Raw genomic sequence first — 291 nt, forward strand, 5'->3', positions numbered from 1 at the left:
TTAAGACTCGGTTTCCCTACGGCTCCCCTAAACGGTTAACCTTGCTACTAAAATTAAGTCGCTGACCCATTATACAAAAGGTACGCAGTCACACCACGAAGGTGCTCCTACTGCTTGTACGTACACGGTTTCAGGTTCTATTTCACTCCCCTCACAGGGGTTCTTTTCGCCTTTCCCTCACGGTACTGGTTCACTATCGGTCAGTCAGTAGTATTTAGCCTTGGAGGATGGTCCCCCCATATTCAGACAGGATATCACGTGTCCCGCCCTACTCGTTTTCACTGATTATGA

Annotated in this window: 1 rRNA gene; it reads right to left on the reverse strand. The window is 48.1% G+C overall.

The features are described 5' to 3' along the window. Positions 1 to 291, reverse strand: a 23S ribosomal RNA gene (locus tag IQQ51_RS04920); the annotation flags it as partial.

Source organism: Vibrio sp. OPT18 (assembly GCF_015163615.1).
Classification (GTDB): domain Bacteria; phylum Pseudomonadota; class Gammaproteobacteria; order Enterobacterales; family Vibrionaceae; genus Vibrio; species Vibrio coralliirubri.